At 67.3% G+C, this 24,587-nt stretch carries 24 protein-coding genes, 1 tRNA gene and 1 pseudogene; 14 read left to right on the forward strand and 12 right to left on the reverse strand.

Features of this window, described 5'->3' with window-relative positions:
- The first annotated feature begins 51 nt into the window (after window positions 1–51).
- From WPS_RS06325 to WPS_RS18120, 5 genes are all read left to right on the forward strand, one after another.
- Complete coding sequence (locus WPS_RS06325; RefSeq protein WP_317996996.1) at window positions 52–795, forward strand: ABC transporter ATP-binding protein; 744 nt, start codon at window positions 52–54, stop codon at window positions 793–795.
- The gene (locus tag WPS_RS06330; RefSeq protein WP_317996997.1) at window positions 792–1,547 is read left to right on the forward strand and encodes an ABC transporter permease; all 756 of its coding nucleotides are present in this window, start codon (window positions 792–794) and stop codon (window positions 1,545–1,547) included. Before WPS_RS06325 ends, WPS_RS06330 begins: the two co-directional genes overlap by 4 nt.
- A gap of 78 nt (window positions 1,548–1,625) precedes the next feature.
- Window positions 1,626–3,638 carry a putative bifunctional diguanylate cyclase/phosphodiesterase gene (locus WPS_RS06335; RefSeq protein WP_317996998.1) on the forward strand — a complete coding sequence of 671 codons (2,013 nt, stop codon included), beginning with the start codon at window positions 1,626–1,628 and terminating at the stop codon, window positions 3,636–3,638.
- Window positions 3,639–3,715: 77 nt separating this feature from the next.
- Window positions 3,716–3,788, forward strand: a tRNA-Phe gene (locus WPS_RS06340).
- Window positions 3,789–4,090: 302 nt separating this feature from the next.
- Entirely contained in the window at window positions 4,091–4,363 is a 273-nt protein-coding gene (locus WPS_RS18120) for an endonuclease domain-containing protein (protein WP_405054939.1), read from the forward strand.
- Between the two features lie 23 nt (window positions 4,364–4,386).
- Here WPS_RS18120 and WPS_RS06345 read toward each other — a convergent pair whose 3' ends face one another.
- A complete protein-coding gene (locus tag WPS_RS06345; protein ID WP_317994492.1) occupies window positions 4,387–5,604 on the reverse strand; it encodes an IS256 family transposase in 1,218 nt (405 codons plus the stop codon).
- A 543-nt stretch (window positions 5,605–6,147) separates the two neighbouring features.
- Here WPS_RS06345 and WPS_RS06350 point away from each other — a divergent pair.
- The 3 genes from WPS_RS06350 (at window position 6,148) to WPS_RS06360 (ending at window position 7,545) form a co-directional block, all read left to right on the forward strand.
- Window positions 6,148–6,594 (forward strand): potassium-transporting ATPase subunit C, encoded by a 447-nt coding sequence (locus tag WPS_RS06350; protein ID WP_317996999.1) that lies wholly within the window; start codon window positions 6,148–6,150, stop codon window positions 6,592–6,594.
- A 66-nt stretch (window positions 6,595–6,660) separates the two neighbouring features.
- Window positions 6,661–7,005, forward strand: a complete 345-nt coding sequence (locus WPS_RS06355) for a nuclear transport factor 2 family protein (RefSeq protein ID WP_317997000.1) — start codon at window positions 6,661–6,663, stop codon at window positions 7,003–7,005.
- 105 nt (window positions 7,006–7,110) lie between these two features.
- The gene (locus WPS_RS06360; RefSeq protein ID WP_317997001.1) at window positions 7,111–7,545 is read left to right on the forward strand and encodes an energy transducer TonB; all 435 of its coding nucleotides are present in this window, start codon (window positions 7,111–7,113) and stop codon (window positions 7,543–7,545) included.
- 27 nt (window positions 7,546–7,572) lie between these two features.
- Here WPS_RS06360 and WPS_RS06365 read toward each other — a convergent pair whose 3' ends face one another.
- Genes WPS_RS06365 through WPS_RS06375 form a run of 3 tightly spaced genes read right to left on the reverse strand, consistent with a single transcriptional unit; the run spans window position 7,573 to window position 9,331 of the window.
- Window positions 7,573–7,899 carry an ArsR/SmtB family transcription factor gene (locus WPS_RS06365; protein WP_317997002.1) on the reverse strand — a complete coding sequence of 109 codons (327 nt, stop codon included), beginning with the start codon at window positions 7,897–7,899 and terminating at the stop codon, window positions 7,573–7,575.
- Window positions 7,877–8,863: a serine/threonine dehydratase gene (locus WPS_RS06370; protein ID WP_317997003.1), complete on the reverse strand. Its 987-nt coding sequence runs from the start codon at window positions 8,861–8,863 to the stop codon at window positions 7,877–7,879. The genes WPS_RS06365 and WPS_RS06370 overlap by 23 nt, the downstream gene beginning before the upstream one ends.
- A gap of 12 nt (window positions 8,864–8,875) precedes the next feature.
- Complete coding sequence (locus WPS_RS06375; RefSeq protein WP_317997004.1) at window positions 8,876–9,331, reverse strand: hypothetical protein; 456 nt, start codon at window positions 9,329–9,331, stop codon at window positions 8,876–8,878.
- 157 nt (window positions 9,332–9,488) lie between these two features.
- Here WPS_RS06375 and WPS_RS06380 point away from each other — a divergent pair, with 157 nt between their 5' ends.
- Complete coding sequence (locus WPS_RS06380) at window positions 9,489–9,857, forward strand: DUF6496 domain-containing protein (RefSeq protein WP_317997005.1); 369 nt, start codon at window positions 9,489–9,491, stop codon at window positions 9,855–9,857.
- A 4-nt stretch (window positions 9,858–9,861) separates the two neighbouring features.
- Here WPS_RS06380 and WPS_RS06385 read toward each other — a convergent pair whose 3' ends face one another.
- Window positions 9,862–10,635 (reverse strand): exodeoxyribonuclease III, encoded by a 774-nt coding sequence (locus WPS_RS06385; RefSeq protein WP_317997006.1) that lies wholly within the window; start codon window positions 10,633–10,635, stop codon window positions 9,862–9,864.
- Here WPS_RS06385 and ligD point away from each other — a divergent pair.
- Window positions 10,622–11,629, forward strand: a complete 1,008-nt coding sequence (gene ligD / locus WPS_RS06390; RefSeq protein WP_317997007.1) for a non-homologous end-joining DNA ligase — start codon at window positions 10,622–10,624, stop codon at window positions 11,627–11,629. The genes WPS_RS06385 and ligD overlap by 14 nt on opposite strands.
- A 73-nt stretch (window positions 11,630–11,702) precedes the next feature.
- On the opposite strand, the gene WPS_RS06395 is transcribed toward ligD, so the two are convergent.
- From WPS_RS06395 to WPS_RS06415, 5 genes and pseudogenes are all read right to left on the reverse strand, one after another.
- Window positions 11,703–12,263: a hypothetical protein gene (locus WPS_RS06395; RefSeq protein ID WP_317997008.1), complete on the reverse strand. Its 561-nt coding sequence runs from the start codon at window positions 12,261–12,263 to the stop codon at window positions 11,703–11,705.
- 85 nt (window positions 12,264–12,348) lie between these two features.
- Window positions 12,349–13,109: pseudogene (locus WPS_RS06400) on the reverse strand (methyl-accepting chemotaxis protein).
- The gene (locus WPS_RS06405) at window positions 13,055–14,443 is read right to left on the reverse strand and encodes a methyl-accepting chemotaxis protein (RefSeq protein WP_317997009.1); all 1,389 of its coding nucleotides are present in this window, start codon (window positions 14,441–14,443) and stop codon (window positions 13,055–13,057) included. The pseudogene WPS_RS06400 and the gene WPS_RS06405 overlap by 55 nt, the downstream one beginning before the upstream one ends.
- Before the next feature lie 44 nt (window positions 14,444–14,487).
- Window positions 14,488–15,516, reverse strand: coding sequence for an ATP-dependent DNA ligase (locus WPS_RS06410; RefSeq protein WP_317997010.1), 1,029 nt, complete (start codon window positions 15,514–15,516; stop codon window positions 14,488–14,490).
- 1 nt (window position 15,517) lies between these two features.
- Window positions 15,518–16,546, reverse strand: coding sequence for an iron-containing alcohol dehydrogenase (locus WPS_RS06415; RefSeq protein ID WP_317997011.1), 1,029 nt, complete (start codon window positions 16,544–16,546; stop codon window positions 15,518–15,520).
- A gap of 85 nt (window positions 16,547–16,631) precedes the next feature.
- Between WPS_RS06415 and WPS_RS06420 the strand changes: the two genes are divergently transcribed.
- Window positions 16,632–17,777: a serine hydrolase domain-containing protein gene (locus WPS_RS06420; protein WP_317997012.1), complete on the forward strand. Its 1,146-nt coding sequence runs from the start codon at window positions 16,632–16,634 to the stop codon at window positions 17,775–17,777.
- Here the strand turns inward: WPS_RS06420 and WPS_RS06425 are convergent.
- A complete protein-coding gene (locus tag WPS_RS06425) occupies window positions 17,774–17,926 on the reverse strand; it encodes a hypothetical protein (RefSeq protein ID WP_317997013.1) in 153 nt (50 codons plus the stop codon). The genes WPS_RS06420 and WPS_RS06425 overlap by 4 nt on opposite strands.
- Window positions 17,927–18,036: 110 nt before the next feature.
- Between WPS_RS06425 and WPS_RS06430 the strand changes: the two genes are divergently transcribed.
- Window positions 18,037–19,953, forward strand: coding sequence for a putative bifunctional diguanylate cyclase/phosphodiesterase (locus WPS_RS06430; RefSeq protein WP_317997014.1), 1,917 nt, complete (start codon window positions 18,037–18,039; stop codon window positions 19,951–19,953).
- A gap of 105 nt (window positions 19,954–20,058) precedes the next feature.
- Here the strand turns inward: WPS_RS06430 and WPS_RS06435 are convergent, their stop codons facing one another.
- Window positions 20,059–22,209: a sodium-translocating pyrophosphatase gene (locus tag WPS_RS06435; protein ID WP_317997015.1), complete on the reverse strand. Its 2,151-nt coding sequence runs from the start codon at window positions 22,207–22,209 to the stop codon at window positions 20,059–20,061.
- 137 nt (window positions 22,210–22,346) lie between these two features.
- On the opposite strand from WPS_RS06435, the gene WPS_RS06440 reads away from it, so the two are divergent.
- Complete coding sequence (locus tag WPS_RS06440) at window positions 22,347–23,546, forward strand: geranylgeranyl reductase family protein (protein ID WP_317997016.1); 1,200 nt, start codon at window positions 22,347–22,349, stop codon at window positions 23,544–23,546.
- Window positions 23,547–23,564: 18 nt separating this feature from the next.
- Window positions 23,565–24,584, forward strand: a complete 1,020-nt coding sequence (locus WPS_RS06445; RefSeq protein ID WP_317997017.1) for an ABC transporter permease — start codon at window positions 23,565–23,567, stop codon at window positions 24,582–24,584.
- The last annotated feature ends 3 nt before the right edge of the window (window positions 24,585–24,587 follow it).

The following is a 24,587-nucleotide window of genomic DNA, read 5'->3' on the forward strand; positions in this document are numbered from 1 at the left end:
CCGGATCTCGGAAACGAGGTCCGGCGTTCGCTTGTGCGAACCTGGCCGACCGTGGCGTCGATCGCGATCGAGCACCTGACGAAACGCTACCCGAGCGGAACGACCGCCCTCGACGACGCCAACCTCGACATCGCGGACGGTGAGTTCGTCGCGATAGTCGGCCCCAGCGGCTGCGGCAAATCGACGCTGCTGCGCATCCTCGCCGGGCTCGACACGGCGACCGAAGGGCACGCGGCGGTCGAAGGCGCGGCGCCGGCGGCGAGCGCGCTCCCGAGCGCGACGGTCTTTCAGGAAGCGTCGCTCTTTCCGTGGATGCGCGTCGGCGAGAACGTCGCGTTCGCGTTCGACTCGCTCGGCGTGCCGCGCGCCGACATCCAGCGTCGCGTCGCCGACGTCCTCGCGCTGGTAGGCTTGGGCGACTACGCGCGCGCGTGGCCGCACGAACTCTCCGGCGGGATGAAGCAGCGCGCCGCGGTCGCGCGCGCGTTCGTCACCGATCCGCCGGTGCTGTTCATGGATGAACCGTTCGGCGCGCTCGACGAGCAGACGCGCGTCGGACTCGCCAACGAGTTGATGCGGCTGTGGGAGCGCTCGCCGAAGACCGTCGTCTTCGTCACGCACGGGATCGAAGAGGCGGTCACGCTCGCCGACCGCGTCGTCGTGATGAGCGCGCGTCCCGGGACGATCAAGGCCGTGATCCCGGTGCCGTTTCCGCGTCCGCGCGATGCGGTTGCGATCCGCGCGGAACCGGGCTTCGGCGAGCTCGTCGTGCGCATCTGGGACTTGCTGCGATGAGGGTCCGCTGGCTCAACATCGCCGCGCCGTTCTCGCTCTTGGTCTTGTGGCAAGTTGCGGTATCGACGCGGCTGCTCAACCCCGGTCTGTTTCCGCCGCCGACCGCGATCGCCGCAAACTTCGTTGCCTACGCGGCAAGCGGCGAACTCGCTACGAACGCGCTGTGGACGCTCTCGCGGCTCATGGTCGGACTCGTCATCGGCGGGATCCCCGGCACGATCATCGGCCTGCTGATGGGGATGAACCGCTACGTGCGCGCGTACTTCCAGCCGGTGATCGCGCTGCTCTACCCGATTCCGAAGATCGCGATCCTGCCGCTGTTCTACTTCATTTTCGGGACCGGTGAAGCGGCGAAATGGGCGGCGGTCGCGGTCGGCGTGTTCTTCCTGATGGCGATCAATACCGAAGCCGGCGTGCGGCAGATCGAGACGATCTATCTCGACGTCGCGCGCGCGTACCGCATTCGCCCGGTATCGTTCTTTTTCCGCGTGCTGCTCCCCGGCGCGCTCCCGAACATCTACGCCGGTTTGAAGCTGAGCATCGGGATCGCCATCGTGCTCGCGGTCGCCGCGGAATACCAGTTGACGCGCGTCGGGCTCGGCTTCGCGATCTTCAACGCGCAGCAGCTGCTCGACGTCGAGCGCCTTTACGCCGCGCTGGTCGCGGTCTCGCTGCTCGGTTTCGCGCTCGCGGCGATCGTCGATGCGGTCGAGATGATCGCCTTGCCGTGGCGGCGTCACCGCCGCGCCTGAGAGCGCTCGAGCGCCGTTGTCCGCTTCGTTGAGCGCCACAGAGGCGATTGGTCGGCTGCTTGGCGAACATGGAAGTCCGTGGACTCCTACGGAGCGACGATGGCGCGGAAGCACGTGCGGGCATTGCTCGTCACGGGCGACGGCGGCGCCGCCTCGCAGTGGGCCCGGACTCTCCGCGACGACCTCTCGCTCGACGAACGCTACGCGCCGACGCTGCGGGATGCGCTCGCGGTGCTCCAACGCGAAGGCGCCGACGTCGCGCTGGTCGGCAACGACGTCGCCGACGGCTCGTTCCGGGATCTGCTGCGCGAACTGCAAGTCGCCCGCGACGATCTGCCCGTGATCGTCGTCGCCGATGCCGACGCCGACGCGATGCGCGAAGCGATGAACCTGGGCGCGGCGGACGTCGTTGCGCCGGGCGACATGCTGCGCCTCGGCCACGCCGTCGTGCGCGCGCTGCGCGAAGCCGGGCGGGCCGCGCTGCTGCGACGCACGCGCGCGGAGACGATGCTGCTCGACGAGACGCTGCGCCGGACGCGCGACGATCTCGTCGTCGTCAGCGCGGACGATGAGATGCTGCCGGTGGTCTATGCGACGCGGCCCGACCTCATCGGCCGGCCCCTCGCGGACCTGCCGTTTGTGCGTGACGGAGAAGAAGCGGAAGAGCTGGCGGCGGCGGTGCTGCTGCAGCGCTCGGGCCGGATGCTCTTCGGGGCGGGCAGCATCGCCGTCGATCCGCTGGCGCTGCCACCGTACGACCGGCGGTATGTCGCGATCACGCTTGAGCGCGACGGACGATCGACGTCCGACGATCGCGACCCCGTCACCGGCTTGCCGCAGCGCGCCGCCTTCGAGCGCCTCGCCCGCACTGCGCTTGCGGAAGCGGAACGCGACGGCGCATCGGTCGTGATGCTGTTCCTCGACGTCGACCGCTTTCACGTCATCAACGAACTCGGCGATCACGCCGCCGGCGACGCCGTGCTGCGCGAGATCGCGCGCCGCCTGCGCGATGCGTGCCCGGATGCGGTGCTGGCGCGCTTCGGCGGCGACGAGTTCGTGCTGCTGCGCGTGGAGCACCGCGAGGAGATCGCGCGCGATACGGTCGACGGCGCGCTCGCGACGTTCGCAATGCCGTTTACCGTCGCCGAGAAACCGGTCTTCCTCACCGCCAGCGTGGGCGTCGCGCATGCGCCGGACGACGCGAGCGACGTGCCGGCGTTGATCGGCACGGCCGAGGCTGCGGTGTTCGAAGCAAAGCGCCTGGGGCGCAACAACGCGCGCTGGTATCGCTCGCAGGGCGTCTCCTCATCGATCGAGCGGGTGCTGATGCGGCGCGATCTGCACGGCGCGATCGCGCGTGACGAGTTCGATCTGTACTACCAGCCGATGTACGACATCGAGACGCGCGCGCTCCACGGTGTCGAGGCGCTCCTGCGCTGGCGCCATCCCGTGCACGGGATCGTGTCGCCGGACCGGTTCATCCCGGTCGCCGAAGAGTTCGGATTGATCGAAGAGATCGGCGCGTGGGTGCTCGATCGCGCGATCGCGCAGGTTCGGGAGTGGTCGGATCTCGGAATCCCGTCGGTTCGCGTGAGCGTCAACGTCTCGGCGCGGCAGTTCGAGAGCGACGCATTGCCGCCGCTCGTGGCGGACCTGCTCGCGCGGCACGGCGTCGCCGCATCGTGCCTCGAACTGGAGATCACGGAGTCATCGATCATGCGTGACGTCGCGGCGGCGGCGCGGCTGCTGCGCGCGCTGCGCGATCTCGGCGTCCGCGTCTCGATCGACGACTTCGGCACGGGCTACACGTCGCTCGGGTTTCTCAAGCGCTTCCCGGTCGACATGCTGAAGATCGACCGCACGTTCGTCGCCGATGTGCTGAACGGCACGTTCGACTGCGCCGTCGTGCGCGCCGTGACGACGCTCGCCCGTGGCCTCGGCGTGCGCACCGTCGCCGAGGGCGTCGAGGAGCAGGCTCAGCACGAGCGCCTGCGCGCGCTCGACTGCGATGTGGTGCAGGGCTTCCTGTTCTGCCACCCGCTCACCGTGGCAGCATGCACGCCGGTGCTGCGCGCGGGCCGCGTCTTTTAGAAGCGCCCCGGTCGCGGTCCGACCCGTCGTGAGAGGGAGCGTCGACCGCCCGCCGAATCTGGGTCGGTCGCGCCAACGCCGAGATAGCTCAGTTGGTAGAGCACAGGTCTGAAAAACCTGGTGTCGTGAGTTCGATTCTCACTCTCGGCAATTTCTCGAAGCCTCGCCTCCTTAAAACGACGGCGGGGCTTTCTCGTTTCCGTTGTTCGCCTCTTACTGAAGCGAGTTCTGCGGTCCGCGGTTTGGTGCGCACCATCGCGACAACGTTGTGCTGTCCTAGGACGCCTTTGAAAGCTTTGCGAAAGTAGCATAATGGGTCGCCTCCGTTCGGCAGCGTGCGCATCATGCGGATCACTGAAAATACTCCTTCAGAGCGGTGCGAGTCGTTGCGTTCCTTGTCACAACAAACGGGGTCGTGAGTATCATCACCGCAGCACAGTCAGAAGATGAAAATGCTCCGCTCTTACGTTCTTCGTCGTTACGCTGCGTCTTTGGAACGACTTGAGAATCTGTTGGAAGAGCAAAACCAGAAATGCGCGATCTTTCTTCGCCACTGGAGCCGTTGCGTTGCGGCGCGGAAAGTCATTCACGACGAATCATTCCTGCAGTATCTCTGCGTCGATCATGACCACGACCGCGGTCAGGTGAGGGGCCTGCTCTGCAACGCCTGCGACACCGCAATCGGACTGCTCGACCGAAGAAGTCAAGTCCCAAATCTGCTGTAATTCCGGTTCGTCGTTCGCGTAAGTTAGGCTGCTCGTCTGTCTCGTTTTACGGCGGCCGGCTTGGCCACCGTCGTTGCTTTCCATTCGAAGTATTCGGTCATGTCGAAGTAGGCTCGGCTTAACCATTCGTCGTTTTGCTCGGAGAGTAACGCGCCGACCATGCGAATCGCTGCGGCGTCGTTTGGGAAAATGCGAATGACTTTCTCCCGGCGACGAATCTCTTCATTGAGCCGCTCTTGCATGTTGCTCGTGCGCAGTCGCCGACGATATTTCTCCGGCAGCGGCAAGATCGCAAACATGTCTTCGAACGCTCCTTCCAAGCACACGCACGACTTCGGCGCTGTTTCTGCGAAGCGGGCCATGAATTCCGCATATCGACGCTCAGCCTCTTTGCGATCAGTTGCGAGAAAGATCAGCCGAGCTGCAGCGGTTACGTTTTCGCGTTCTTTCTTGGGCGCGTGATCGAGCAAGTTCTTCATCACGTGGAACTGGCAGCGCTGCCATGTCGCGCCGACGAATTGCTTGGCGATCGCCTCGCGTAAGCCCGAGTGATTGTCGGAGACGGCAACGTCGACGCCGTGCAAGCCGCGTGCTTTGAGGCCGCGAAAGAACTCGTTCCACGTCGCAAAGCTCTCCGAATCGCCGATCGAAAGACCAAGGATTTCTCGGTATCCGTCAGCGCGAATGCCGCTCGCGATGAGGAGCGCTTTGCTGACGACGCTCTTGTCGGTGCGCACCTTCGTAAAGAGCGCGTCAACGATGATGAACGGGTACGCCGCATCAAGCCGACGATTCAAGAATCCCGCGACCGGCTCGTCAAGGGCCTTCGCGAGGCGACTGACCGTCGACTTCGAAAACGACGTCCCACACAGACCTTCGGTTATCCGCGTGACCTTCCGCGTCGAGACGCCGTTGACGACCATCTCCATCAGGCCCACGACAAAGGCTTGTTCGCTGCGGCGATAACGCTCAAAGATGTCGGTTGAGAAGCTGCCGTCGCGCGTTTGCGGCACGCGCAGGACCAGCGATCCGACGCGGGTCGAGAGCTGTCGATCGCGATACCCATTCCGATAGCCCTCCCGTTCTTGACAGCGTTCGTACCGCTCGGCGCCCAGATGATCGCGCATCTGCGCCTCGAGCACTTGGTTCAAAATCGTTTCGACGAGCTTCCCGAGCGCCGCAGGTTGATCGAGCAACGCTGGAATCGCGTCGCGGGATAGGGTAAGATCGTAATCGGCCACCGTTCCGGTCCTTTCGATTGAAGTGTTGTCAACGTCAATCTTCGAACCGGAGCGGTGGCTACCCGCCCGCTGAATTTACATCAATTATAGGGACTCTGCCCGACGAAGATCCCCAACGTTTCGAAAACGCAGCCTCGTATATCAAGCGCTTCCCGGCGTGGAATGAGGCTTGTCACGTATGCGTCGACGGCGCGCCGATTCCCGATAAAGGCCTGGAGAGGAAACGGTACAATGACTGCTGATTCCAGCGGCTTCATTGTCACCGGCAAATTTGCGGGAGATGCGGAGGGAAGGGCGGGACCTGCGTCCCGATGGCCCGTACTTTTGGCCGCTTCGTTGGGCCGGCAACACAGGGATACTCGTGGAGAGAATCTCGTGCCCCATCCCGGCACCCGTACGGAGGCGTCCTTCATGAGTGTTGTGCGCATTCTCGTCGTGCTGTTGCTCTCGGTTTCCGCTTCGTTGCTCATCGCGCCGCCGCTCGCCGAGGGAGCGCCTACGGCGCAGGGTGGTTCGACGCAGGCTCCGGCGCAGGACGGATGCATGAACCAGTGGATGTTCAACTGCGTCTGGCGCGTTCGGGTCACGAACGTTGCATTCCACCCGGCCGGTGATGCGGTGAACGGCTGGGACGTCACGATGCAGTGGGCCAACGGCACGTCGTACGCGGGGATCTCCCCGGTCGACACGCGCAAGCAAGATCTGGTCCTTGGACTCGCCAACGGCGACACCTTGACCGCGACCGACACGACGCGCGGCTCGCTCAATCAGCAGCAGCTCGATTTCCACACCTTCCCGGCGTCGGGACAGTTCACGTACACGCAGTCGTTCTTGTCGGGGGCCACGCTCGATCCAAGCAACAAGCCCGTGAAACTGTTGGTGACGTTCGACGTGACGGCATATCGCGCAGCCGCCGGAAGTTCCGCCAAGTTCTGGAAGCTGAAGACGCCGGGCTATAACTATCGCATCAACTTGACCTGTCCGGCGTAACGCACCTCAAGGCGCGGTACAATCCCGCGCATGACGACAGCCGATGCCGAGCACGTTGAGGCGACCGTGCGTGCCCTCTACGCCGCGTTCCTCGAGGGAGATCGTGCGCGCGCCGATGCGCTGATTGCAGACGGGTTCACGTTTACGAGCCCGTACGACGACAGGATCGACCGTGCCGCCTACTTCGAGCGCTGTTTTCCGCACGGGGACCGTTTCAAGGTGTTCGAGATCGAACGCGTGGCCGTCGTTCGTGACGATGCTTTTGTCTCGTATCGCGCTGCGCTCGTCGACGCGACGACATTTTCCAACGCCGATTTCGTCGAGGTACGCGGCGGGCGCATCCAAAGCGCGCAGGTGTACTTTGGGGCGAGCTACCGGAAGGGACGGTTCGTGCCGTTGCCTGGCACGTAGCGCTCCAAGATCGTGTAAGCGTTTCGACAGGAATGTCGATTCCCGGCGCCCGACCGCGTATTCGATCCGACAGTCTTTGCCGTTATGTTTGGCCCGCGAACCTCGGTGTTCGCGAAGGAGTCGACCATGACACAGTTGATCAAGGCGCTTGCCGTCGGCGGCGGCGTCATTCTGGCAGCGCCGTCCGTAGCTTCGGCGGCAACGCTCACCCTGATACCAAATGCGACGCAGACGGTCAGCGCCACGGTGCGCTGCTCCGCGGCGGGCGCCCCCGCGTCGATCCTGGCCGCGGCCGATGCGGAGCTGCCGGGGATTGCGGCAGGACAGAACGTACAAGGAGCAACCGCAATTCGCATCGGTCTGAATCCCGGCGGACGGCTGGAATACGCATCGGTGATGCGCACCAGCGGGAATCCGTGGATCGATGCGGCAGCACTTCGGGCGACGCGACTCTCGCACTATCGCAGCGAGACCCGCGACTGCTCGTCCGTTTCGGGGGAGTACGCCGTCCTCGTCGACTTCAGCGGCGAAGACAAATAGCGGCCGCCGGCTTCGCTGCCGGCATGCCTAGACCTCGCTCACGATCGCGCGCTTGAGTTCGCGGATGCGTTTCTCGTCGCGGCGATAGAACGTCCACTGCTTGATGCGCTTGCCGCGGACCAGGCCGGCATGCGCGAGGACCTTGAGATGTTCGCTCGCCGTCGGCTGGCTCACGCCGAGCTTCTCGGCGATGAACAGGCCGCAGACGCCGTCAGAGACGAGATCGCCGTCGATTTGCGGCGGGAAGTTCGCGACCGGGTCTTTGAGCCACGTGAGGATCTGCAGCCGGCGGTCGTTGGCAAGCGCGCGAAGCGCCGCCGCGACGCCGGCGTCAGCGCGCGAAGTCGACGGCAACGGTGTTGCCTCCGCTGATGATGATCCCGACCCGCTCACCGTTTGCCGGGCGATACGCTCCCGCGAGCAGCGCTGCGAACGCGGCGGCGCCGCCCGGCTCCGCGACGACGCGCAACGCGTCCCACAAGGTGCGCTGCGCGCCGCGGATCGCGTCGTCGTCGACGGGCACGATGCGATCGACGTGGCGCTGCACGATCGGCAAGGAACGGGCGCCCGTTCGGCGCGGGGCGAGCGAATCGGCCGCGATCGAGCCCATCGGCGAGTCGACCGGTTCGCCGGCTTCGAGCGCCCGCGTGAGCGATGGCGCGCCGTCCGGTTCGACGCCGATCACGCGCACGGACGACCCGTACCATGCAGCGATCCCTGCGATCAAGCCGCCGCCGCCGACCGACACGAGGATCGTGTCGAGTTGCGGCGCCTGCGCCTCGAACTCGCGCGCGAGCGTGCCTTGTCCAAGGATGGTTTCGACGTCGTCGAAGGCATGGACGGGGAGCGCACCGGACGTTGCGACCCCTCGTTCGCTCGCCGCGAGCGCGTCGGCGTAGCCGTCGCCGCCGACCTGGAGCGCTGCGCCGTATGCGCGGATCCGCTCGATCTTGGCCGGCGAGGAGATCCGCGGAACGAAGATCTTTGCCGCAATCCCAAGCCACATCGCTGCGTAGGCGACCGCCGCGCCATGGTTGCCGCCCGATGCGGCGACCACGCCGGCAGCCGGGATCGGGCGCGTGAGCAGGTTGGCGAACGCACCGCGGGTCTTGAATGATCCGGCATGCTGCAGCTGCTCGAGCTTGACGTCAGCGTCGTGCCCGTCACCCCGACGTCGCTGCCGCTGATCTCGATTGTCAGTGTCTGCCGCACGTACGGTGCGATACGAGCGGCGACGTGCGCGATCGCATCGCGGTCGATCGTCGATGACGTCAGGTCGGTCGGCGGCATGGCGAAGCTCCGGGGAGGATGATGCCATTGTATGAGGCGCTTAGCAAATTAGCAATATGCCGTCGCCGACCCCACCGCGGGGCGACGGATGCCGTCGGTCGGTGCGCTTCGCGGCGCCGACGGACTGGAACGTATAGGTATCGGGTCCGGGGATCGCGGCGACCATGTCGAGCACGCCGTTTTTGAACGTGCCGGTCAGGTGAAGCCGGCCCATTGCGCCGATGTCGAGCCAGATATTCTGTCCGTCGAGACCGCCGGTGACCGTGCGGTACGAGCCGTCATCGGGACGGTACAGCCCCTGCACGATCCCATTTGGGTAGATCGTCAACATCAGCGTCCCGCCGTATGCGCCCGCGGAGAAGCGATCGGCCAGGCGCGTTTCGAACCGGTAGTGCGCCGGCGGCGCCGTCGTGGTCGTCGCGGCGGTTGCCGCTAGGGGGCTCGCGGTCGCCGCCAGCAGCGCCGCGGATGCGGCCGCGCGCAGCATCATCATCATCGTGACGCATTCAACCCGCGGCGGTGCCCGATGTTTCCCGTTACGGCAGCTTCTCAGGGCCTTGCACGGTCGCGGCGTTCGGGAGCAAGTTGCGGTCGCGTCGCGTGCGATTCACGGTCGGGGATGCGGGGGTATGCTTCGATCCAAGGAGGTGCCAATGGCCACCCGTACGACTCGAAAGAAGGCGACCTGGAAGACCTCGGCCTCGCGCAAGAAAACGACGACCGCGCGCAAGAAAACCGGCGCACGAAAAGCCGCCGGCACGCGCAAGAAGTCCACGGGGGCGCGCAAGAAGACGACCGGCCGCAAGAAGGCCGCGTCGCGCCGGAAGTACAGCCGCGGCACGTCGGAGAGCGTGCGCGAAGAGATGCACGAGATGAAGCGCGGCGAATTGCGCAGCGGACGCTCCCGGCACAAGGTCACCAACCCCAAGCAGGCGATCGCGATCGGGCTTTCCGAGGCGCGAGCCGAAGGGAAGAAGGTGCCCCCGAACCCGAATCGCCGCGGACGCAAGAAGAGCAGCTGAGCGCTCAGAGGTCGTAGTCGATCGTCACCGGCGCGTGATCGGAGAAGCGTTCGTGGCGGTAGATCGTCGCCGCGCGAACGCGCGGCGCGAGATCGGGCGTGATCAATTGGTAGTCGATCCGCCAGCCGAGATTGTTCTCCCACGCGCCTTTCCAGCCCGACCACCACGTGAACTGCTTCACGGCAGTATTGACCAGGCGGAACGCGTCGACCCAGCCGACGCGTTCCACCACGTCGTCGAACCACGCGCGCTCCTGCGGCAGAAAACCGGTCGTACCGCTGCACGACTTGACGCTGAACACGTCGATGTCGAGGTGCGCGATGTTGTAGTCGCCGCAGATGATGAACGGATGCCCCTCGTTCTTCATCTGCGCGAGGTTAGCGATGAAGCGGTCTAGGAAGTTCTCTTTGACGGCTTGGCGCGCCGGCCCCGACGTGCCCGACGGGACGTAGAGCGACGCGACCGACAAGCCGCCCTCGAAGTCCATGCGCACGAAGCGGCCCTCGCCGTCGATGTCGTCCATCCCGGTACCACGCACGACCCGCAACGGTTCGCGCTTGGCGTAGATCGCAACGCCGCTGTACCCTTTCTTCTGCGCGTCGACGAAGGCCGAGTGGTAGTGCGCGAGGTCGAGGGCCTCGGGCGGAAGCTGGTGCTCCTGAGCCTTCGTCTCCTGCAGGCAGACGACGTCCGGCGCCTGGGCGTCCATCCAGCGGAAGAAGCCTTTGCGGGCCGCGGCCCGGATGCCGTTTAAGTTGGCGGTGATGACGCGAAACACGACGGAGCGGATTGAGCCTGGAGCGTTCGCGATTCCTCGCGACCGCGCCGACGCCGTCGTGCGCGCCGGCGACCGGGACGTCACCCTGACGAACCTCGGCAAGGTGTTCTTCCCGCAGACGGGCGCCACCAAGGGCGATCTGCTGCAGTACTACGCCGACGTCGCCCCGCTGCTCGTCCCCCACCTGCGCGGACGCGCCGAGGTGATGAAGCGATACCCCAATGGCGCCGCCGGCGATTTCTTCTACATGAAGCGGACGCCCGCCAACGCGCCGCCGTGGCTGAAGACGTGCTCGATCGAACACGGCTCCGGGAGCGTGATCGCGTTCCCGATCATCGACGATCTCGCGTCGCTGCTGTGGGTGATCAACCTCGGCTGCATCGATCTCAACGAGTGGTACTCGCGCTGTGACGATACCGACCGGCCCGATTACCTGCATTTCGATCTCGATCCGATGAAGGACGGCTCGACGCCGTTCGCGACGGTGCGCGCAGTCGCGCTGCACGTGCGCGACGCGCTCGCCGATCTCGGGATCGCCGCGTACGCGAAGACGAGCGGATCGTCGGGGATCCACGTCTACGTGCCGATCGTGCGCGGCCCGCGGCAGAAAGAGGTGTGGACCTTCGCCAAAGCGTTCGCGCAGACGATGGAACGTGTCTATCCGGACGAGGTCACCGCGGAGTACCGGATCGCGAAGCGTCCGTCGGGCCGCGTCCTCGTCGACTACAACCAGAACGCGTGGGGGAAGACCCTGGCCTCCGTGTACTCCGTGCGCGCCAAGCCGCGCGCGACCGTCTCCACGCCGGTGACCTGGGACGAGATCGCCGCCGGCATCGAGATCGAAGACTTCCGCCTGGACAACGTCCGCGACCGGTTCGTACAGGTCGGCGACTTGTGGTCACCGCTGAAAGCTGCGACCGGACGCGTCGATCTTTCGCGCTACCTCGAGGGCATAACCGCCGGTGCCCAGCGCGCGAAGCCCTCGTCACGCTAAGCTTGTCGAAGCGCAGCCGCGTTCGTGCACGAATTGGTCCGGCGCTTCGACAGGCTCAGCGTGACAGACGCCATCAGTGCATGCGCGCGATCAGCGGGCGATCGATTCGTTTCGCCAAGCGCATCTCGACCGCAAAGGCCGACGCGATGCCGCCCGCCTGCGGGATCGCGATCAGGGCGAACCAGCGCGGGCCATACCGCACGTAGGTCGTTCCGGCGACGCGAATCGCCCCGTCGCCGATCCCGCGCACCGCGACTCCGCGGGCGGCATCGGGCGGGAGCGCAGCGTGACGTGCGACGACGAACAGCGTGCGTTCCGCGCCGCCGGTCGAAACGTACTGGCAGATCGTACCGCTGGTCGGCATCAGGCGCATCGGCGTCCCCAGTGTCTCGCTGATCTGCTGTTCGGAGAGAATCGAGCACGGAACCCCGGCGACGACTTTTGACGCATCGCGCCGCGGCGCGAACGCGAAGACGGAGAAAAGCACGAGCAGCGCCGCCGTCGCCGCCGCGGCTTGCCGAAGTTCGGTACGACGCTCGGGCTCGGGTCGAGCGTGGTGCGGGAAAGAAGACATCATACCTGCAGTACAACGCATCAGGACTTCTCGCGCATCGTCCGATCGTTCAGCGTTCACAACCGCGATCGCTCCTATTCACAAATGCGCATATCGATTCGATCGTATGCGTAATCGCGCGAAAGAAATATACTCGGCAGCGCCCCTAATGCGAACCGTTGCGGTGCGCGGTGACCGCGGTGAATGATTCGGACGTCAGCGCGAGATGTTCGCGCTCGCCGTCGTGCGGCAATGCGTCGTCGCCGCCGATCCGGAAGCGCGAGACCAGCCCGCGCAAGCGGCTCGCGGTCTCGTCGAGCATGAGCGCTTCGGCACGCACGTGCGCCGCGTCGTCTTCCATGCGTTCGGCGGAGGTGGAGACTTCGTTCGTGTTCCGCACGTTCTCGTCGGCGGTCGCGGCGATCGCGCCGATTGCGCGGGCGAGCTCGCCGGTCTGCGACGCCATCTCTTCTGTTGCGGTCGAGTTCTGCTCGACGACCGCGTTGATCGAATCCATCGACCAGCCAACGCTGCGCGCGCCGTCGGCCATCTCGCGCATCGCCTCCGCGATGTCGCCGACGCGCTCGACCGTGCGGTCGACGGCGCCGATGATCGCGTCGAGTGCGGCGCTCGCCGTGCCGACGCGCGCGGAGCCGCGATTCGCGATCGTCGCGCCGGCCTCGGCGGCGGCGACGGCCTCGCGCGTGCGTCGCTGCACGTCGACGATCAGGCCGCCGATTTCGCGCGTCTGACGCGATGCCGATTCCGCGAGCTTGCGGATCTCGTCGGCCACGACGGCGAAGCCGCGGCCGTGCTCGCCAGCCGCGCCGCTTCGATCGCCGCGTTGAGTGCGAGCAGGTTCGTCTGGTCGGTCAGCGTGTCGATCGTCTCGACGACGACGCCGATGCGCGTCGAGAGTTCGCCCAGCTCGCGATCTTCTCGAGCGCGAGCGCGACGCCGCGCTGGATCTCCGTCATGTCGGCGATCGTCTCATGCACCGCCTTGGCGCCGCTCTGCGCGGTCGTGCGCGTCTGCTGACCGGCTGAAGCGAGATCGGCGGTGATCTCCGCGACGCGTTCGACGTCGGCGGTCATCCGCTGCGCGTCGTTCGATGCGGCCCGCACCTGCGTCGCCTGGTCGACGGCGCCGCGCGCGATCCCGTCGATCGCGGCCTCGAACTGCCGCACGATGACATTCGAGGTCTCCGCGGCGGTGGAGAGATCGGCGGAGCCTGCCGCGAGCTCGCGCACGGCGACGCCGACCCCTCCCACGATCTCGGCCGAGCGCGTCGCCGCGCCGTCGAGGGGGTGAGCGTGTTCGCCGAGTTCGCCCGACGATTGCTGGAGTTCGATCACGATCTCGCGCAGCGTTTCGGTCATCCGAGCGACGGCGTTGCCGAGGCGGTCTCCGCTCCCGGCGGCGTTCACCGAGCGCGACAGATCGCCGTCGGCGATCGCGGCGGCGACGTCGGCGATTGCGCGCTGGTAGACGATGAGCTCGCCGAACGATTCCGCGATGCGGCCGAGCTCGTCGTCGCCGCCGCGCGGTCTCACGTCGTCGACGCGGCCCTCGGCAAGCGCCTCGGCGTCGCGTGCGAGCCGCCGTGAGATCGACGCGAGCGGGCGGACGACCAGCCAGAGCAGGCCCAGGACGACCGCGATCGCGATCAGGGCGATGATGAGGATCGAGGTGAAGGCGCGCGCGATCGCTTCGTGCTCCGCAGCGAGCGGAATCCCGTCGTACAGGATCCCGATCGTGTTGCCGAGCGGATCGTGCACCAGCGCGTAGTGGTTGATGTACGGTAAACCCAGGACCAGGCTCATCCCGTCGTAGTCCTGACCGTTCTCGAACGCGTCGCGCGCGACACCCTTGAGCTCGGTCCCGACGATCCGTTTGCCGTCCTGCATCAAGGTGGTGGAGATGCGCATCGGTTTGCCGCCGATGATTTGGAACACGGTCGCGTCGGCGCCGGTCACCTGCTTCACGCGATCGACGATCGTGAAGTCGTTGTTGATGACGGACGTGCCGAACATCATCGACTTGCCGTCGGCCGAGAGGTGCATCTCTCCGGCGGAGTCCGCGAAGCCGCGCAGCACCTCGGACGCGGTTTGGACGCGCGCGCGGGTCTCGTCTTCGATCGTCCGCGAGATCTCCGTGCGCACGACCACGAGCAGCGTCGCGGCGAAGGCGAGAAACACTGCCGCAGTGACCGCGAGAATGCGGGCCGCGCGGGAACGGCGCCACCAAGCGAAGAGATCCACCTCCTCCCCTATCGGCGCGGGGCGGCAAGCCGTTAACGCGCGGTTCAGCGGATTAAGGAAAGAACTGCCCCGGCGGTCTCCAACTGGTCGACCGTGCACGAGCGCGGCGCCTTGTCCGTGCGCCAGCGCAGCGGCCGTGTCCCGTGGCGGATGCGGCCGCCCGTCACTTGATCGAAGCCGACTTCCAGCACCAGCTCCGGCGCCAGGGCGACGTAGGAACGGTCGCGCTCCGGGTCGCGGCTCCACCGCGACGGCGCATCGCCCGGCGCGCCGCCGGTGAACCCCGAGCCGCCGGCGTGCGGGAGGAGCCGTTCGAGCAGCGCGCGCCGCTCGGCCGTCGAGAAACTGCTGCAGAATCCGATGTAGTCGAGCAGACCGGCGTCGTCGTAGAGCCCGAGCATCAGGCTGCCGACGCGGTCCGTGCTGCCGGCCGCATAGCAGAAGCCGCCGACGACGCAATCCGCGGTGCGCTGCTTTTTGATCTTCACCGCCGCGTCGCGCCGACCGCTGGCGTACGGCACGCCGAGCCGTTTCGCAATCACGCCGTCGAGCGCGCCGCCGACCTCGGCGAACCAGCGGTCGACGACGGCCCGGTCGCGCGTCGCCGGGCTCAGCCGTAGCGTCCCGTGCTCCTCGGCGTTCGCGTGCATGAACCGTTCCAGTGCTTCGCGCCGGCGTTCGAGCGGCTCGCCGACGCGGTCTGCGCCCTCCTCGCGCAGCAGATCGAAGACGAGGTAGAGCGCCGGCGTCTTCCGCGCGAGCATCTGCACGCGGCTCGCCGCCGGATGGATCCGCTGCTGCAGGGTATCAAAGGAAAACGCGCCCGCGACCGGGACGACGAGTTCGCCGTCGAGCGAAAAGCCGTCGGCGCCGAGCGCGGCGAGCGCCGCGACGACCTCGGGGAAGTAGCGCGCGAGGGGCTGGCCGTTTTTCGAGGTGATCGCGACGCGGTCGCCGTCGCGGTGCACGAGCGCGCGGAATCCGTCCCACTTGGGCTCGTACTGCCACGCCGGACCTTCGGGGATCGCATCGACCGCGCGCATCTCCATCGGCGCGTACTGCGCGTCGACCATCTCAGCGGCCCTCGGCCGCTGCGACGACCTGCGCGACCGTCGCCTCGTCGGGACGTACCGGGTTGTTGTCGAGCAGCGGCGATTCCATCACGCGCGGCACGACGCGCATCGCGAGGTCGTGCGGGGCGTCCAGCGACGCGAACGTCCGAGGCAGCGCGAAGGCAGCGGCGATCGCCTCGGCATGCGTCGCGAGGTCGCCGATCCCGAACGCCGCCTCGACCGCGTCGACGGCATCGGGCGCGAGACGTGCGTTCGCGCGAATCGCATGCGGCAGGACGATCGCGTTGACGATTCCGTGCGGGATCTGCGTCAGGCCGCCGACGACGTGACAGATCGCGTGATGCATCCCCATCGACCGCGTGTCGAGCGCGAAGCCGGCGAGGTGCGCCGCTTCGAAGAACGCCTCGTGCAGCGCGTCGTCGCGCCGGTCCGCCGCCCGCAGCAGCAGGCTCGGGAGGCGGCGGCCCGCAGCGTGCGCCGCCGCGGTGCCGAGCGCGTGGGGCGTCCGCGCGTACGCCGCCTCGATCGCGTGCGCCCAAGCGTTGATCCCGATCGACGCGAGTTCGCGCGGCGCGAGCGATGCGAGCAGCGATGCGTCGTAGATGACGCCCTGCGGCGGGACGGCGGCCCGCGCCGTCGCTTTGCGGTCGCCCTCGAGGACGCCGTAGCCGCGCGACATCTCCGCGCCGCCGAGCGCCGTTGGGATCGCGACGAGCGGCAGTCCGCTTCCGTCCGCGACTGCTTTGCCGAGATCGATCGCGCTCGAGCTGCCGATCGCGACGACGCTCGCGCAGCCGTGCTCGTCGACGCGCGCGCGTGCCGCATCGACCGTCGCGCGCGGATTGTGCGGCCGGACGCCGTCGAACCGGTGCACCGCCGCGCCGCCGAACGCATCGTCGGTGAGGAGCGCCAGCGATCGGCGCGAACCGAGCAGCGCGATCGGCCCCGCTGGCGCGAGCGCCGCGATCCCGTTCGCCACCGGCGCGAAGACGATCCGTCGCTCCGCGATCCGCTGGACGCGCGTGTGCATGGGATGGCCTTGGATATCCGGCCCAGCGGGACCCGCGCCGCGACGACGCGCAACCGATCGCCGGCGATACGCGTCGGGTACTGTCGTGGATGCTCGGACCGCGCGTCTCGACGCCGCAATCGACCGCGCTCTTGCGGAGCGCCGCATCGTCGGCACCGTCGTCGTCGTCGCTCAGGGCGGCGCGATCGTCTACGAACGGGCCGCCGGTTTCGCGGACCGTGAAGCGCGCAGCCCGGTGCGCATGGACACGCTGTTCCGGCTCGCGTCGTTGACAAAACCGATCGTCTCCGCCGCCGCGCTCGCGCTCGTCGACCGGGGTGTGCTCGCGCTCGACGACCTCGTTGCCCGGCGGCTGCCCGCGTTCGCGCCGCACGCGATCGACGGCAGCGCGCCGCCGATCACGCTGCGCCATCTGCTGACGCACACCGCCGGCCTGCGCTATGGGTTTCTCCAGCCGCCCGGCTCGGCGTACGAACGCGCGGGAATCAGCGACGGACTCGATCAGCCGGCGCTCCCGCTCGACGAGAATCTCCGGCGCATCGCGTCGGTCCCGCTGCAGCGTCAGCCGGGGACGAGATGGGAGTACTCGCTCGCGACGGACGTGCTCGGCGCGCTCCTCGCCGCGACGGCGGGTGCAAGCCTGCCCGACGTCGTCGAAACGTTCGTGACCGGACCGCTCGAATTGCGCGACACCGCGTTCGCCGTCCGCGACGTCGCGCGTCTGGCAGTGCCCTACGCCGACGATTTCCCCGAACCGCGGCGGATGCGCGAGCCGGACGCGGTCCCGTTCGTCACCGGCGGAGGGATGCTGCGCTTCTCTCCCGCGCGCGCCTTCGCACCGGGCGCCTATCCCTCGGGCGGTACCGGGATGGTCGGCAGCGCGCGCGATCTGGTGCGGTTCTTCGAAGCGATCCGCACGGATGGCGCGCCGATTCTCACGCCGGAGAGGGCGCGCGCGATGACCTCAAACCAGATCGGCGATCTGGCGGTCGATCTCAGCGGACCCGGGTTCGGCTTCGGGTTCGGCGCGGCAATCGTGCTCGATCCTGCGGCGGCGCGGACGCCGCTCTCGCGCGGCGCGTTCCGATGGGGCGGTGTCTACGGCAATCATTGGTTCGTCGATCCGGCGCGGCAGCGCACGCTCGTCTCGCTGAGCAACACCTCGGTCGAAGGGATGGCGGGGCGGTTCGCGCTCGACGTACGCGACGCGGCCTGCATGGAGCGGAACTAAGCGGCGAGCGGATGTGGGAGAAGTTGGAGCTCGATCGCGAGCTCGATTTCGATCAGGCAATCCAGGCAGCGCACCCGGTGGCCGAGGACGGCCTCGCCCGGTTCGTCGTGGTCGGCGCCGCAGTCGGGGCAGCGGTAGGCGTGTTCCATGCCCCCACGATAGGGAGGCGGGATGCCACCATCGTGGCACTCCATTCGCACACTTAACGCAAGGTGACTAGGGACGCCGCTGGTCACTGCCGATATTTTCGGTAATGCCCGTGGAGCGCCGATTCGAACGCGTCCTCGAGATCACGCGTGACATTCTGCGTCTGCGTGAGCTCGATCTCGCGCTCGAATCGATCGCGCGGGGCGTCGCCGATCTGTTCGGATTTCGCTACGTGACCATCGTGTTGGCCGACGGCAGCGTCTCGGGTGAGATGACGCGCCGCGTGCTGCTGGGCTACAACCCCGAGGTCCAGCGCGCGCGCAAAAACGAACGCGTCGCGAAGGAGGACATCCTCTCCGTCCTCGCGCCCCGCTTCGAAGTCTTCGAAAACGCGTTTTACATCCCGGCCGAGCGCGAGTTCACCTGGGAGCGCGCGATCTACGCCGGCGAAGCCGACCGCGACTCGCCGCGCGAAGCCCCCGACCGCTGGCACGAGCGCGACTCGCTGTGCCTCGTCCTGCGCGACAGCGACGGTGAGATGATCGGCTACCTGAGCCCCGACGGCCCCGCCGACGGCCGGATTCCGAGCCGGGACACCATACGCGGGCTGCAGCTTTTCGTCAACTTGATGGGGCTGGCCGTCGCGAGCGCGCAGGCGCATCGCGCTGAAGTCGAGCGCAGCCGCCTGCTCGAAGCGAACCAGGCCCGCCTCCGCCACGAAGCGACGCACGATGCGCTGACCGGGCTCCCGAACCGCACGTTCTTCCAAGAACGCCTCGCCGAGACGCTCGACACCGCGCGCGCCCAGCCCCAGCGCATCTATGCGGTCCTTTTCGTCGACCTCGACGAGTTCAAGTCGATCAACGACTCGCTCGGCCACATGGCCGGCGACGCGCTGCTGGTGGCCGTCGCGGACCGCATGCGCGCCACGGTCTCGCCCGATGACTTCATCGCGCGCATCGGCGGCGACGAGTTCGGTCTCGTCCTCGCGCATCGCCAAGACGTCGGCCAGATCGAGGACGCGGTCGAAGCGATTCAAGGCGCACTCGTCGCCCCGATGCTGATCGAAGGCCGCGCTGTCTACAACACCGCGTCGATCGGGATCGCGAAGATCGAGCCCGGCGAAAAACGCATTGAAGAAGTGCTGCGCAACGCCGACACGGCGATGTATCAAGCGAAGGCGCGCGGCCGCGGCCGCCACGCGTTCTTCGACCACCACATGCACTACGAAGCCGCGCGCCGGCTCGCACTCACCAGCGACCTGCGCGCCGCGATCGAAGGCGAGCAGTTCCGCGTCGAATATCAGCCGATCGTGCGCCTCGGCGATCGGCGCATCACGGCGTTCGAAGCGCTCGTCCGCTGGCGCAACCCCGCGTCCGGGGACGTTCTCCCCGGCGAATTCATCCCGCTCGCGGAAGAAGTCGGCTTGGTCGTCCCGATCGGCCGCTTCGTCTTCTTCGACGCCTGCCGGCGCCTCGCCGAATGGCGCAGCCGCGCCCCGCTTCTGGACCTGCGCATGCACGTCAATCTCTCGGTGCAGGAAGTCCTCGAACCGGACCTCGATGCGTTCGTCGCCCGCAACCTGCGCCGCTTCGGCCTCTCCTCCGACGACATCGTCCTCGAAATCACCGAATCGGCAGTGATCCGCTCCAACACGCTCTCGCTCGGCTCGCTCGCGCGGCTGCGCGCCACCGGCGTCCATCTCTGCATCGACGACTTCGGCACCGGCTACTCATCGTTGCGCTACCTGCACCAGCTCCCGTTCGACGCCCTGAAAATCGATCGCTCGTTCGTCGAAAGCACCGACGGCGGCCTCGGCAGCGCCCCGATCGTCCGCATGCTCATCCAACTCGCCCACTCGTACGGTATCGACATCGTCGCCGAAGGCGTAGAAACCGCTCGCCAATCGAGCGAACTCATCGCCCTCGACTGCGAATACGCCCAAGGCTACCACTTCCACCGACCGATGAGCCCCGAAGCCGTCAACGCATTACTCGACGCCTCCACCACCGCAGAAGCCGTCTCGTAAAACGATGTCACGCTGAGCCTGTCGAAGCGCCGCTTTCTTCGTGCACGAAGGCGGCTGCGCTGCGACGGGCTCAGCGTGACGCTGACCACGCGTGACGACGCGGCTCTAGTGCACGAGAAAACCGACGAGCAGCAAGGCGACGATGTTCAGCACCTTGATCATCGGGTTGATCGCGGGGCCGGCCGTGTCTTTGTACGGGTCTCCGACGGTATCGCCGGTGACCGCCGCCGCGTGCGCCGGCGATCCTTTGCCGCCGTAATTTCCGTCCTCGATGTACTTCTTGGCGTTGTCCCACGCACCGCCGCCCGAGGTCATCGAGATCGCCACGAAGATCCCGGTGACGATCGCACCGACGAGCACGCCGCCCATCATCTGCGCGCCCGCGTTTCCGGGCAGCACACCGATCAGCGCCAGCACGACGACGAGGATCGGTACGCCGATCGGGATGAGCGCAGGCAGGATCATTTCGCGCAGCGCCGCCTTGGTGACGATGTCGACGGTCGTGCCGTAGTCCGGTTTCTGCGTCCCGTCCATGATCCCGGGCATCTCGCGGAACTGACGGCGCACTTCCTCGACGACCGCGCCGCCGGCACGTCCAACCGACTGCATCGAGAGCGACGCGAAGAGATACGGCAGCAGTCCGCCGACGAGCAGTCCGGTGAGCACGTACGGGTTTTCAAGTCCGAACGTGATCTTATTGGTCGCGCACGCGAGACCCGGGTTCGCCGCGCACTTGTCGCTGAGTTCCTGGAGGAACGACGCGAAGAGCACGACCGCCGCGAGCCCGGCGGAGCCGATCGCGTAACCTTTGGTGACGGCCTTCGTCGTGTTGCCGACCGCGTCGAGCGGATCGGTCACCCGGCGCACGCTCTCGGGCATCTCCGACATCTCGGCGATGCCGCCGGCGTTGTCGGTGATCGGCCCGAACGAGTCGATCGCGACGATGATCCCGGCCATCGAGAGCATCGCCATCACCGCGATGCCGACGCCGTAGAGTCCGGCGAAGCCGTACGAGACGAGGATCCCGACGACGATGACCAGCGCGGGGAGCGCCGTCGACTGCATCGACACCGCAAGCCCCGCGATCATGTTCGTCGCGTGACCGGTCGTCGACGCCGCCGCGATCTGCTTCACCGGGCCGTATTGCGTTCCGGTGTAGTACTCGGTGATGTACGTGATGAGGCCGGTGACGATCAGGCCGACCACCGCGCAGACGAAGATCTGCACCGGGCCGACGACCTGGCCGTTCGGCAGCGTCACCCCGCCGCTGAACTCGGACTGCGCGACGAAGTAGAAAGCGATCGCGGAGATGACGCTCGCGACGATCAGCCCCTGGTACATCGCGCCCATGATCTTGCCGGGCGACGGCGTCGCGTTCTTCGCCATCCGCACGAAAAACGTGCCGATGATCGAGGCGACGATCGAGACCGCGCCGAGGATCAGCGGGAACGTCACCGCACCGGGAAGCGTCTTGCCGAAGAGCAGATGGCCCAGCAACATCGCCGCGATCGTCGTGACCGCGTACGTTTCGAAGAGGTCGGCCGCCATGCCGGCGCAGTCGCCGACATTATCGCCGACATTGTCCGCGATCACGGCGGGGTTGCGCGGATCGTCCTCGGGGATCCCGGCTTCGACTTTTCCGACGAGGTCGGCGCCGACGTCGGCGGCTTTCGTGAAGATGCCGCCGCCCAGACGTGCGAATACCGAGATCAGCGAACAGCCGAAGGCGAGCCCGATGAGCGCCGCGAGGCTGTCCGCCTCCGGGGACGCATGGCCGACGTTGATCGCGCTGACGATCGCATAGTAGCCGCTGACCGCGAAGAGGCCCAGACCGACGACGAGCAGGCCCGTTACCGAGCCGCCTTTGAACGCGAGGTCGAGCGCCGGTCCGACGCCGCCGCGCGCGGCTTCCGCCGTGCGGACGTTGGCGCGCACCGAGACGATCATCCCGATGAATCCCGCCGACCCCGAGAGCACCGCGCCGATCACGAAGCCGAGCGCCGCTTCCCAGCCCAGCGGAGCGGGGAGCACGGCGATGACGATTGCGAGCACGACGGCGACGATTGCGACGGTGGTGTACTGACGGCGCAGGAAGGCCATCGCACCTTCCTGGATCGCCGCGGCGATCGACTGCATCGTCGCGTTGCCCGCGGGTTGGCGGAGCACCCACGAGACGAGATAGAGCCCGTAGAGGATAGCGAGTACCCCGGCCCCGAGGCCGAGCTCGATCCCGAGCTGTTGCGTTAAACCGGTCACCAAAGGTCCTTTACGACACAAAGAAAGGCTCGACGGCGTCGAGCGCTTCGAACGGTCCTGCGTTTAGCGCCGTCGGACCGCTGTCCTTTGCCGCCGTAACGGGCATCACCGCATCGGTGCGCGAAGGCCCCGGCCGCATGGAGTCGACCGAGTTCCTCGTCGTTGGCTGCGGACCGGCCGGGGGGACGGCCGCACGTGAGGCGGCTCGCCGGGGGATTGCAACCGTCGTGCTCGAGCGCGATCCGATCGTCGGAGCCAAGCGCGTCTGCGCCGCCGGCTTGCGGCCCGGCTTCTGCGAGGAGTTCGATCTCCCGCGCTCGATCGTGCACCTCGACCCATCGACGATCACGCTGACGACCGTCAAGCGGACGTACGCCTTCAAGGTCGGCCCGTCGCACACGACGACGCGCGAGGAACTCGACGGCACGATCGGCGCGCTGGCCCGCGGCGAGGGCGCCGAGATCCGGACCAGCACGCTCTTTCGCGGGCTGCGCCGCGACGGCGACCAGGTCGTCGTCGAGTACGCAGACATGAAGGAAGGAACCCGCAAGGCGATTCGCGCGCGCTCCGTCTTCCTCGCGCAGGGCTCGAGCGCACGCCTCGACGATGTCGAGCCGCGCTTTCGCCACCCCGCTTGGGCCGACGGGCTCATCACCTGTTTTCAGTACCGCGTCTATCCCGAGCGGCCGGCGGCGGAGCGCACGTACGACACGCTCGAGATGCACTACTACGTGAGCCCGCTCTCGGGCCGCAACGTGATCGCGTGGATGTTCCCCAAGCGCGACCATCTGGCGATCGGGCTGGGGATTCAAGCGAAGGTCGCCGGCGCGGCGCTGCGTGCCGAACTCGACGCCTTTCTCGTCACCGTCCGGCAGCGGCTCTTCGCGGGGATTCCGTACACCGTGCGCGAGGAGGGCAACCTGCTCTACGGCGGCCTCCCGCGCGTGACGATCGGTGCCGACAACGTGATGGTGGGCGGCACGGCGGCAGGCCTGGTCGATGCGACGACCGGCGAGGGGATTCACGAGGCGGCGACCAGCGGGCGTTATGCTGCCGAGGCAGCGGCAACCGTGCACGCCGGAGGCGCGCGCGACGCGGCGCCCGGCTACGCGCGCGCGGTCCGGCGCGCGTTCTACGGCCGCCTGCGTCATCGCGCGCGGCTGATGACCGTGCTCGAACGCAAGCCCGTGCGCTTCGACATCCTGTTCCGTCAGCTCGAAGAGACGCCGCGTTTCGCGGCGCTGCTGCAGCGCGACCGCAACGACTTCACCCCGCTGGAGTGGCTGTATCTGTACGCGCAGGCGGCCAAGTTCGGGCTCTCCGCGCTGCGCGCATAGTTCCGCGTCCGCCGCCGTATGGTCCGTTTCGTCGCCGATCGGCTCGTCCGCCTCGTCGCCGTGCTCGTAGCGATCACCGTGGTCAGCTTTGCGTTCATGCACGCGATCCCGGGCGATCCGGTCGCGCTGCGTTTGGGCGAGCACGCGAGCGTGGCGGAGATCGCGCACCTGCGCGCGTCGCTCGGCCTGGACCGGCCGTGGTATGTCCAGCTGGTGCTGTATCTCGCTGCGGTCGCGCGCGGCGATCTCGGCGTCTCCGCGTTCGACGCGCGTCCCGTCGCCGAGAAGCTGACGCAGTATTTTCCCGCGACGCTGGAACTGACGGTCGGCGCGATGCTCGTCGCGATCGGCGTCGGGATCCCGGCGGGCGTGCTCGCAGCGGTCCGCCATCGCGGCGCCCTCGACGCGTTCACGATGAGCGCGGTTCTGGTCGGGGTTTCGTTCCCCGTGTTCTGGCTGGGTTGGATGCTGGTGTACGCGCTGGCGGTGCTGCCGTCGCGGATCGGGCTCGATCTCTTTCCGATCTCGGGCCAGATCTCGTACGCCTATGCGGTGCCGGCGCGCACGCACGTCGTGGTCCTCGACGCGCTGCTGGCGGGGAACGGCCGCGCCGCGCTCGACGCGGTTCGTCACCTCGTGCTGCCGGCGATCACGCTGGGCACGATCCCGCTCGCGATCGTCGCGAAGATCACGCGCAGCGGGATGCTCGACGTCCTCTCGTCCGACTACATCCGCACCGCGCGGGCGAAGGGGCTCGGCGCGCGCGCGGTCGTGATGAAGCATGCCCTGCGCAACGCGCTCATCCCGATCATCACCATCCTGGGCCTGCAGACGGGGCTGCTGCTTGGCGGCGCCGTGCTGACCGAATCGGTCTTCGCGTGGCCGGGCGTCGGACGGCTCGCGTTCGAAGCGATCTCGAACCGTGACATGCCGCTCATCAACGGCTGCCTGCTGCTCTTCGCGACCGTCTTCGTGGTCGTCAACGCTGCGGTCGACGTGCTCTACGCCGTCGCCAACCCACGCATCCGGTATCGCTGAGGC

The sequence above is a fragment of the Vulcanimicrobium alpinum genome (assembly GCF_027923555.1).
Taxonomy (GTDB): Bacteria; Vulcanimicrobiota; Vulcanimicrobiia; order Vulcanimicrobiales; family Vulcanimicrobiaceae; genus Vulcanimicrobium; species Vulcanimicrobium alpinum.

Bases quoted from the DNA above. Each gene is read 5' to 3' on its own strand.
- WPS_RS06330 (WP_317996997.1), top strand. From the start codon at position 792: ATGAGGGTCCGCTGGCTCAACATCGCCGCGCCGTTCTCGCTCTTGGTC.
- WPS_RS18120 (WP_405054939.1), top strand. From the start codon at position 4,091: ATGCTCCGCTCTTACGTTCTTCGTCGTTACGCTGCGTCTTTGGAACGA.
- WPS_RS06350 (WP_317996999.1), top strand. From the start codon at position 6,148: ATGAACCAGTGGATGTTCAACTGCGTCTGGCGCGTTCGGGTCACGAAC.
- WPS_RS06370 (WP_317997003.1), bottom strand. From the start codon at position 8,863: ATGGCATCATCCTCCCCGGAGCTTCGCCATGCCGCCGACCGACCTGAC.
- WPS_RS06375 (WP_317997004.1), bottom strand. From the start codon at position 9,331: ATGATGATGATGCTGCGCGCGGCCGCATCCGCGGCGCTGCTGGCGGCG.
- WPS_RS06380 (WP_317997005.1), top strand. From the start codon at position 9,489: ATGGCCACCCGTACGACTCGAAAGAAGGCGACCTGGAAGACCTCGGCC.
- ligD (WP_317997007.1), top strand. From the start codon at position 10,622: ATGACGCGAAACACGACGGAGCGGATTGAGCCTGGAGCGTTCGCGATT.
- WPS_RS06410 (WP_317997010.1), bottom strand. From the start codon at position 15,516: ATGGTCGACGCGCAGTACGCGCCGATGGAGATGCGCGCGGTCGATGCG.
- WPS_RS06415 (WP_317997011.1), bottom strand. From the start codon at position 16,546: ATGCACACGCGCGTCCAGCGGATCGCGGAGCGACGGATCGTCTTCGCG.
- WPS_RS06425 (WP_317997013.1), bottom strand. From the start codon at position 17,926: ATGGAACACGCCTACCGCTGCCCCGACTGCGGCGCCGACCACGACGAA.
- WPS_RS06440 (WP_317997016.1), top strand. From the start codon at position 22,347: ATGGAGTCGACCGAGTTCCTCGTCGTTGGCTGCGGACCGGCCGGGGGG.
- WPS_RS06445 (WP_317997017.1), top strand. From the start codon at position 23,565: ATGGTCCGTTTCGTCGCCGATCGGCTCGTCCGCCTCGTCGCCGTGCTC.